This is a genomic window from Bacillus sp. JJ1764, assembly GCF_036962145.1.
In the GTDB taxonomy this organism is placed as follows: Bacteria; Bacillota; Bacilli; order Bacillales; family Cytobacillaceae; genus Neobacillus.
The window spans coordinates 1-8,834 of record NZ_JBALNY010000050.1 but is presented as its reverse complement, the minus strand read 5'-3'; the positions used below and the strand labels follow the sequence as shown (position 1 = coordinate 8,834).

The window sequence follows — 8,834 nt, the reverse complement described above, 5'->3', positions numbered from 1 at the left end:
CGACGATGGGCAAGGGAAACTTCCAAAAGAGGTCGCCAATAGGGCACCTTGGCGACGAAGAGGAAGAGAATCCTCAAAAAGAGGTCATCAATAAAGCATCTTGACGACAGTACCAAAGGAATAATGCCTCAAACGGTTGCTAATTGGCCCCCCTTGAAGCCTGAACCATAAACATTTTTCCAAAAGTGTCATCAATAGAATGCACTAAAAATTTGGAAAGGAACCAATCTTCATGTACTATCATAGGTAATAAGTAGTTCTGGTTAATGGAGTTGATTTCTTTTGAACAAGCAAACTGTTGATGAGATCCTGCAGCAAGGTATATCCGGCCCACTTGAAACCAAACCGGAAGAGCGCCGGAAATACTTAGGATCCCTACGAGAGCGAATTATCGTCGCCCTTACAAAAAATCAGGTGGCAGAATCAAAGGTATATCCTCAAGTTGAACAATTGATGAAAGAGTACCCTGAAGCCCATTTGTTTTTAAACGGAAATATGGGGTATGAACAATACTCGAAGTATATAAAATTAGCCTCTAAACGGAAAATCAGCCATACTATTGTCACGAATAAAGAACACGACACTGACATCGGATTAGTGCTAGCCATGGACCATGCCATTGACAAAGAGGATATTTATATCACAAATACCCCGATCACTATTCCGGAAGCTAATAAGAGTCAAGGATGGTTTCATAAGCTTTTTAAAAGAAAAAAATAGCAGTAAGCCCATAGTGATTCAAGAATCTATGGGCTTTTGTTATGGGGTTCATTTGGAACCCAGGTTCGCGGGGGAATATTGTGGGAAATCGTCGTTATGAAGTGTTCATAAAGCCCGCCCTGGTTAAAAAATCGAAGTAAAGGTCGTTATGAAAGAATCATAAAGCCGACCGCTGTGAAGAATTGATCCAAAGGTCGTTATAAAAATGCTCATAACAACCGTGCAGGCAAAAGATCTTAACCCAAAGGTCGTTATAAAGTACACCTCATAAAAGTTAATCCACACTAACCTACAGCTACTTCCACTGTGGCCTCAAGGTCAATTTCCACATTTCCCTTTACGGCCCGGCTGATCATACATGAGGTTTCTGCCTTCTTCGCAAGCCGAAGCGCCAATTCCCGATCCTTATCAGATGCCCCAGACCGCAACACAACACGCGGTCGATGAATGATCTTTTTATAAGTAATAACCCCTTTTGTAACTTCGACAATCCCTTCCGATTCCATCGTGAGGGTTTCTTTTTCAAGCCCGCTTCGCTCCATCATCGCCGCCAACGTAATTATATAGCAGGTTGCAGCAGCACCTAGCAGCATTTCATCCGGGTTCGTTCCCACACCCGGACCATCCATTTCTAGCGGGATCGAAACTTGTGTCTGTAAATTTCCCACTTTTATGTCACCAACATCATTTCGCAACCCTGGCCAGTTTGCCTTTAAATGAAATACATGTTCTGTCACGATAAAATCCCCCTTTAAACTCAAAAGTATGGTATCTTTACATTGATATGTAAAAAATGGAGCAGTGACTGAATGAGAAAATGGAGTATGTTTTTAATTCTTTGTATGTATCTTGCTATTCTGACCAAGTTAATCTTGTTTAAATATATCCCACTTTCCGAGATTATTCATCATTTTAACTTTACATACAATGAATACCACTGGCGGTCCAATAATTTTGTGCCTTTCAAAACCATTTATTTTTATCTCTATCTGGCAGATGTCAATGTATCGATTCGAATGGAAAATTTAATAGGGAATGTCATTGGTTTTGTGCCATTTGGCTTTATTTTACCTTTCCTTTCGAAAAACTTCCAAAAGCTTAGTGCAGTGGCCGTTGCTACTTTTTGCTTAAGTTTGACATATGAAATGCTGCAGTTAATCTTTGAGTTTGGCAGTTTTGATGTAGACGATTTAATCTTAAACACTGTTGGAGGAATATTAGGATACTTACCTTATAAAATTACAAATCTTTTTATCCATTTTCAAAAAAGAAACCGGCAGTTTCACTAAAATGATCCACCAGTTTGATTGCCATCCCCATTCACAGGGATGCTGTCAGATAATAATTGTAGATTGTGGCTGACCTTCGTGCTATAGGTAAAATCACCATAACAATAAGGATAGCGGAAGTTTTTCTTATCACCTCCGCAATTATATAGGGTTGGGTTTTCTTGGGCTCTTAAAAGAGAATATTGCTTCGCCAGTTCTTCGCTGTGTCTTCCGCCATGTTGTGCTACAAAATCAATATAGCCTCTGCCCATGTTGTAGGCCTGAATAATCGTAGGGAAATCTACTTTTTTCGAATTGCCGTATGAAAGAACTTGCTGAAAATGCTTTACCCCAGCTTCAATACTTTGCTTCGGATCTTGAATGGAGTTCCGCGCAAGGCCGACTGATTCGGAAGCTTGCATGGGGTCTCCACCTTGTCCGTGACTTTCCTGCTGCATCACGGCTATTAGAACGTCGGTGTGCTCTTGCAGATTATATTTGGCTAATTCATCATATAACAGAGTTCTATATTTTTTTACACCCGCAAATGGGTCCATTTTTTCAAGGGGAGCAGGCTTTTGCAGTTGAAAATAATGTTGAAACATTGCTAATGCACAAAAGGTCAAAAACAGTACGAAAACCATATTACGTTTCTTTCGTCTGTGTTTTCTCATGATTAATTTCTCTCCTAAATATGTCTCACAGACATTATAAAGGAAGATAATTAAAACTGTCAGGTAAAAAACTGCATGTAAACTATGGATAATTGTCTATACTGTAATGGTAATCATTGCGGTGAAGCGGAAAAGTTTGATATTATCATTATTATGAATATTCGACGAACGGAGGTCTTGGACATGTCACGAATTACAACGGAACAGGTTAAACACGTCGCTAATTTGGCGCGATTAGCCATCACCGATGAAGAAACTGAAAAATTCACAAAGCAGCTGGATGCCATTATCACATTTGCGGAGCAATTAAATGAGCTTGATACAGATCATGTGGCGCCAACATACCATGTACTGGATATGAAAAATGTATTGCGTGAGGATATTCCGCAGCAGGGATTGCCACGCGAGGAAGTTTTAAAAAATGCACCAGAGCATAAGGACGGCCAATTTAAGGTTCCGGCCATTTTAGGGGAGTAAGAGGAGGATTAGTAAGGTGAGTTTATTTGATCATAAAGTATCCGATCTCCATGAACTTTTACATAAGAAAGAACTAAAAGTATCAGATTTAGTGGATGAATCGTATAAACGTATTGCTCAAGTTGAAGACAAGGTCCAAGCTTTTCTGACATTAAACGAAGAGCAAGCAAGACAAACAGCAGAAATCATGGATGAAAAACTGCAATCAGATTCCGCAAAAGGCTTACTGTTTGGAATGCCGATTGGGGTAAAAGATAATATTGTCACTAAAGGCTTGCGAACCACTTGTGCCAGCAAGATCCTCGAAAACTTTGACCCTATTTATGATGCTACTGTAGTTCAGAAACTGCAACAGGCCGAAACTGTCACAATCGGAAAATTAAACATGGACGAGTTCGCCATGGGCTCCTCCAATGAAAATTCCGGATTCAAAAAAACACGTAACCCTTGGAATCTTGACCGGGTTCCGGGTGGTTCTTCAGGTGGTTCCGCTGCATCTGTAGCTGCAGGTGAAGTGCTATTTTCACTTGGATCTGATACTGGTGGTTCCATTCGCCAACCAGCTGCTTTTTGCGGTGTTGTAGGGATGAAACCCACCTATGGCCGTGTTTCCCGTTTTGGGTTAGTCGCATTTGCCTCTTCCTTGGATCAAATCGGGCCAATTACCAGAACAGTCGAAGACAATGCGTTTCTTTTACAAGCTATTTCAGGACTTGACCCAATGGATTCAACATCTGCAAATGTGGATGTTCCGAATTTTGCAGGGGCCTTAACGGGCGATGTAAAAGGGTTAAAAATTGCTGTACCTAAAGAATACCTGGGCGAAGGGGTAAAGGAATCCGTTCGTCAGTCCGTATTAGCTGCGCTAAAAGTGCTTGAGGGCCTTGGTGCTAAGTGGGAAGAAGTTTCTCTTCCACATTCCAAATATGCACTTGCCGCTTATTATTTATTGTCATCATCAGAAGCATCGGCAAACCTTGCCCGTTTTGATGGAGTCCGTTACGGCTACCGTACACCAAATGCTGAAAACTTATTAGATCTTTATAAAAAGACAAGAGCAGAAGGCTTTGGCGATGAGGTGAAACGCCGGATTATGCTTGGAACCTTTGCATTAAGCTCTGGTTATTATGATGCTTACTATAAAAAGGCACAAAAGGTTCGCACACTGATTAAACAAGACTTTGAGAATGTCTTTGAAAAATATGATGTCATTATTGGACCGACAACACCAACACCTGCCTTTAAAATTGGTGAAAACATTGACGACCCATTGACGATGTACGTGAATGATATTTTAACCATTCCGGTGAACCTTGCTGGGGTTCCGGGAATCTCTGTACCATGCGGCTTTGAAGCCGGATTGCCACTAGGGTTGCAAATTATCGGCAAGCACTTTGATGAAGCAACCGTCTATCGCGTGGCTCATGCATTCGAACAAGCAACAGATTATCATAAACAAAAGCCGGAATTGTAGGAGGTGACCATTCATGGAATTCGAAACAGTAATTGGACTTGAAGTTCACGTAGAATTAAAAACGGAATCAAAGATTTTCTCGGCCAGCCCAAACCATTTTGGAGCGGAACCGAATACTAATACAAGTGTAATCGACCTTGGTTATCCCGGAGTATTGCCAGTTTTGAATAAAAAGGTAGTCGACTACGGCATGAAAGCGGCCATGGCACTGAATTGTCAAGTTGCCACAAACACGAAGTTTGACCGGAAGAATTATTTTTACCCGGATAATCCAAAAGCTTATCAGATTTCACAATTCGATCAACCAATCGGTGAGCACGGCTGGATTGAAATTGAGGTTAATGGATACACGAAAAAGATCGGCATAACCAGAATTCATCTTGAAGAAGATGCCGGTAAGCTAAACCATGAAAAGGGTTATTCTTTAGTGGATATTAACCGCCAAGGAACACCATTGATTGAAATAGTATCTGAGCCAGATATCCGTACCCCGGATGAAGCTTATGCTTATTTGGAAAAATTGAAGTCGATTATTCAATATACGGGTGTGTCTGATTGTAAAATGGAAGAAGGTTCACTTCGCTGTGACGCCAATATCTCCATTCGTCCTGTAGGGCAAGAGGAATTTGGGACGAAAACAGAATTGAAAAACCTGAACTCTTTCAACTTTGTCCGCAAAGGACTGGAATATGAAGAAAAGCGTCAGCGTGAAGTTGTTTCAGGCGGAGGAAAAATTGACCAGGAAACACGTCGGTTTGATGAAGCCACAGGTTCGACCATTCTGATGCGTGTAAAAGAAGGTTCAGATGATTACCGCTACTTCCCAGAACCGGACCTACTCGATCTTTATATTGATGAAGATTGGAAGGCGCGGATTCGTGCAGAAATTCCAGAACTTCCAGATGAGCGGCAAAAACGGTATGTGGAGGAGCTTGGTCTGCCAGTTTATGATGCCAAGGTATTAACGGTTATCAAAGAAACAGCTGATTTCTTTGAAGCTACGGTTCATGCCGGTGCAGATGCGAAAATGGCCTCCAACTGGATTATGGGTGAAGTCTCCGGATATTTAAATGCCGAAGGAAAAGAACTACATGATGTGCCACTAACTCCGGAAGGCTTAGCAGGCATGATTAAGCTGATTGAAAATGGCACGATATCTTCAAAGATTGCTAAGACTGTTTTTAAAGAACTCATTGAAAACGGTGGAGATGCTGAGAAAATTGTAAAAGAAAAAGGTCTTGTACAAATTTCTGATGAAGGAGCACTTCTAAAAATCATCACCGAGGTTCTTGATAACAATCCTAAATCGATTGAGGATTTCAAAGGTGGAAAAGCAAAAGCAACTGGATTCCTTGTTGGTCAGATAATGAAGCTGACAAAAGGACAGGCCAATCCGCAAATGGTCAACCAATTACTGCAGCAGGAGTTGCAGAAACGATAAGATAACCATGATAAAAACCATAAAAAAGCAATGCATATGAAATTCGCATTGCTTTTTTATATTGACCAATGCCAATTACATAAGCATGATTAAGGCTTTTAAATTATACCGTAATGACTACTTTGCCTTGAGCGTGGCCTTCTTGAAAATAGTTGAATGCTTCCGTGATTTCACTTAACCTAAAACGTTGATCAATGATGGGTTTTACTTGACCCGTCTCAAGCAATTCTTTTATATCATTTAGGTCTTTTTGGTTTGCTCTTTGTAACAGATTACTTATTTTCTTGCTTCCTGTCATTGATATAAAAGGTCCAAGAAACAATGCCTGAAATAATTGGGATTCGGAACCTCCAACGTGAACAAAACGGCCATGTGGTTTTAGGACACGTTTATACGCTGAAATAGAATGAGAACCATTCACTCCAAGGATTAAGTCGTAACACTTCTCATCTTGGGTGAAATCCTCTTTTTTATAATCAATGATATGATCGGCTCCTATTGAACGCAATATCTCTACATTTCTTGTACTACATACACCAGTTACCTCTGCCCCAAGTGATTTAGCAATTTGCACAGCAAAAGTACCGACACCGCCAGATGCACCATTAATCAATACCTTTTGTCCTGATGTAAGCTTACCTTTATCCCGTAGCCCTTGTAAGGCAGTTACCCCTGCCATAGGCGCCGCAGCAGCTTCCTCGAAGGTTATGTTGGTCGGCTTTAAGGATAAAGCGTCTTCGGGGACAGTTACATATTCAGCAAAACCGCCCCAGCCATAACCAGAGAGGTCTCCAAATACTTCATCACCCGCTTTAAATAGTTTAACGTTTTGACCAACTGCTTCAACCATGCCAGCTATGTCACCTCCAGGTATGGAGTATTTTGGTTTTGTTAGTCCAAAAGCGAAGCGAGCCAGGAAGGGTTTGCCTTGCAAAAGAACCAAGTTACCATAGTTCAAGGATGCTGCATAAACCCTTACCAATACTTGATTCTCGGTGGGGATGGGTTTTTTTATTTCTTTTAATTCAAGAACATCGGCTGAACCATACTTTTCACAAACTATTGCTCTCATACATACTCCCTCCAATTTCCCAATAAAAATCAAAAATCCCCTTGTTGATTTTTATTTAATCGTAACAAGGGTCTTAAAACCTTTCATTGACTTAAGTTAATTTTTAAGAATTTTGTGGTCATGATGGTTGGATGCTGCTTAATGGAGGGATGATTGCGAAATGTAGATGATCTTTATTTTGTTATTTCTTTATTCGCTTTTTAATTCGACTTAATGACTCAGGAGTGATTCCGAGATAACTCGCCAATTGATGCTGTGGTACACGGTCAACCAACTGAGGTTGTTTTCTTAAAATGGATTCGTATCGTTCCTCAGGAGAAGAATGAATATATTCCCCGAACTGTTCTTGTATTTCACTTAAGTTAATTTCTATCATTTTGCGAATCATAGTTTCCAGTTGTGGGTACTGGTTAAACATTGCTTTTTCAGAATCCACATCGCCAACAACTAATAGGCAATCCTCTAGGCATACTAATGAATACTTTGATACATCATTTCCGTTCTGTTCGTTGATGATTGGAATAGCTTGTTCTTCAGTAAAAAATTTTGATGTTACCTCCTTACCGTTTTCATCGATAAAAAACTGCCTGACACACCCCTTTAAAACAAAATAGCATTTAATATCGGATCGTTCTCCTTGTTTAAGAAGGTATTTTCCCTTTTTATATTCAACAATTTGTAAACCGTCTGTAATGGCCAGCTGCTCTTCTTCACTGAGTGAAGTAAAATTAGTCATATATTTTGAGAGAATTTTATTCATTTTCCCTTCCTTTCGAATAGATATTTCCTTTGAATATTTTAACATTTTCACCCAATTATTTTTCCGTTTTAGATAAAATTACTTAAGCATCTTTTTATTGATGTGTTGTTACAATAAGTAAAATAAAAGGTTTAGCTAGTTATCATCTCCGTTATTTACTGCGTTTTTTGTAGGGGAAATAATCGACATTCTTTTTCAACATTTCCCGGGAAAAAGTCTTTATTAAAAATAGGCTTGCACGATTTAATTAAACGTTTGATTAAACGACAATTTTTTTATGATTGATTTAGGAAAAATAGGAATTTTTAAGCATTCTCCTCGTTTTTAATTAAACGTTTGATTGGGGTCAAGGTATAATATTTTGTAGAGAGGTGATGGAGTTGGAGAACAGAAATTCAGCAATTTATTGGACTTTATTAATATATGATCATTGGAAATTGTATATGGCTGCCACGGAAAAAGGATTGTGCTTCATTAGCCCGCAAGATAGAACTTTTGAGGAACTAGCCGCATGGGCGGAAAAGCAATTTCCGGAACAGCCTCTTGTCCAGGAAGATGAAAAAATGCAGCCTTATGTGGCAGAACTGATTGAATACTTAAAAGGGGAGCGAACAAGCTTTACGATGCCATTGGAGTTTCGAGGCACCCCGTTTCAGGTTGCGGTTTGGAAGGCGCTTTGTGAGATACCATTTGGGGAGACAAGATCCTATTCGGATATTGCCGAGAGAATCCAAAAGCCAGCAGCAGTCCGCGCAGTCGGAGCAGCAATCGGAGCTAACCCCGTTTTAATCACAGTCCCATGTCATCGGGTAATTGGAAAAAATGGCAAACTAACCGGCTTCCGGGGCGGGTTGGACATGAAAAAGCAATTGTTGGAGCTAGAGCAAAGATAAACTTCGGACAAGTAAGAGCCTCAAAAAACAAGGCTAAGTCTGAAGATGAGCAAAC

The 8,834-nt window shown here is 40.1% G+C and carries 10 protein-coding genes; 6 read left to right on the top strand and 4 right to left on the bottom strand.

What is annotated here, in order from left to right; all coding sequences use genetic code 11:
• Positions 1–282 precede the first annotated feature (282 nt).
• Positions 283–720 (top strand): YueI family protein, encoded by a 438-nt coding sequence (locus V7083_RS08115; RefSeq protein ID WP_335476905.1) that lies wholly within the window; start codon positions 283–285, stop codon positions 718–720.
• A 284-nt stretch (positions 721–1,004) separates the two neighbouring features.
• Here the strand turns inward: V7083_RS08115 and V7083_RS08110 are convergent, their stop codons facing one another.
• A complete protein-coding gene (locus V7083_RS08110; RefSeq protein ID WP_335476903.1) occupies positions 1,005–1,457 on the bottom strand; it encodes an OsmC family protein in 453 nt (150 codons plus the stop codon).
• Positions 1,458–1,529: 72 nt separating this feature from the next.
• On the opposite strand from V7083_RS08110, the gene V7083_RS08105 reads away from it, so the two are divergent.
• Positions 1,530–2,009 carry a VanZ family protein gene (locus V7083_RS08105; protein ID WP_335476901.1) on the top strand — a complete coding sequence of 160 codons (480 nt, stop codon included), beginning with the start codon at positions 1,530–1,532 and terminating at the stop codon, positions 2,007–2,009.
• Here the strand turns inward: V7083_RS08105 and V7083_RS08100 are convergent.
• Complete coding sequence (locus V7083_RS08100) at positions 2,006–2,662, bottom strand: lysozyme family protein (protein WP_335476898.1); 657 nt, start codon at positions 2,660–2,662, stop codon at positions 2,006–2,008. The two genes, V7083_RS08105 and V7083_RS08100, sit on opposite strands and share 4 nt — an antisense overlap.
• Before the next feature lie 183 nt (positions 2,663–2,845).
• On the opposite strand from V7083_RS08100, the gene gatC reads away from it, so the two are divergent.
• Genes gatC through gatB form a run of 3 tightly spaced genes read left to right on the top strand, consistent with a single transcriptional unit; the run spans position 2,846 to position 6,054 of the window.
• Positions 2,846–3,139, top strand: a complete 294-nt coding sequence (gene gatC, locus V7083_RS08095) for an Asp-tRNA(Asn)/Glu-tRNA(Gln) amidotransferase subunit GatC (protein WP_335476897.1) — start codon at positions 2,846–2,848, stop codon at positions 3,137–3,139.
• A 16-nt stretch (positions 3,140–3,155) separates the two neighbouring features.
• Entirely contained in the window at positions 3,156–4,613 is a 1,458-nt protein-coding gene (gene gatA / locus V7083_RS08090) for an Asp-tRNA(Asn)/Glu-tRNA(Gln) amidotransferase subunit GatA (protein WP_335476895.1), read from the top strand.
• A gap of 13 nt (positions 4,614–4,626) precedes the next feature.
• Entirely contained in the window at positions 4,627–6,054 is a 1,428-nt protein-coding gene (gatB, locus tag V7083_RS08085) for an Asp-tRNA(Asn)/Glu-tRNA(Gln) amidotransferase subunit GatB (protein ID WP_335476893.1), read from the top strand.
• 103 nt (positions 6,055–6,157) lie between these two features.
• Here gatB and V7083_RS08080 read toward each other — a convergent pair whose 3' ends face one another.
• Complete coding sequence (locus V7083_RS08080) at positions 6,158–7,126, bottom strand: NAD(P)-dependent alcohol dehydrogenase (RefSeq protein WP_335476890.1); 969 nt, start codon at positions 7,124–7,126, stop codon at positions 6,158–6,160.
• A gap of 181 nt (positions 7,127–7,307) precedes the next feature.
• Positions 7,308–7,886 (bottom strand): Crp/Fnr family transcriptional regulator, encoded by a 579-nt coding sequence (locus tag V7083_RS08075; RefSeq protein ID WP_335476888.1) that lies wholly within the window; start codon positions 7,884–7,886, stop codon positions 7,308–7,310.
• A gap of 374 nt (positions 7,887–8,260) precedes the next feature.
• Here V7083_RS08075 and V7083_RS08070 point away from each other — a divergent pair, with 374 nt between their 5' ends.
• Complete coding sequence (locus V7083_RS08070; protein WP_335476886.1) at positions 8,261–8,779, top strand: methylated-DNA--[protein]-cysteine S-methyltransferase; 519 nt, start codon at positions 8,261–8,263, stop codon at positions 8,777–8,779.
• The last annotated feature ends 55 nt before the right edge of the window (positions 8,780–8,834 follow it).

Coding starts and splice junctions, on each gene's coding strand:
- V7083_RS08105 (WP_335476901.1), top strand. CDS start 1,530: ATGAGAAAATGGAGTATGTTTTTAATTCTTTGTATGTATCTTGCTATT.
- V7083_RS08100 (WP_335476898.1), bottom strand. CDS start 2,662: ATGAGAAAACACAGACGAAAGAAACGTAATATGGTTTTCGTACTGTTT.
- gatC (WP_335476897.1), top strand. CDS start 2,846: ATGTCACGAATTACAACGGAACAGGTTAAACACGTCGCTAATTTGGCG.
- gatB (WP_335476893.1), top strand. CDS start 4,627: ATGGAATTCGAAACAGTAATTGGACTTGAAGTTCACGTAGAATTAAAA.
- V7083_RS08080 (WP_335476890.1), bottom strand. CDS start 7,126: ATGAGAGCAATAGTTTGTGAAAAGTATGGTTCAGCCGATGTTCTTGAA.
- V7083_RS08075 (WP_335476888.1), bottom strand. CDS start 7,886: ATGAATAAAATTCTCTCAAAATATATGACTAATTTTACTTCACTCAGT.
- V7083_RS08070 (WP_335476886.1), top strand. CDS start 8,261: ATGGAGTTGGAGAACAGAAATTCAGCAATTTATTGGACTTTATTAATA.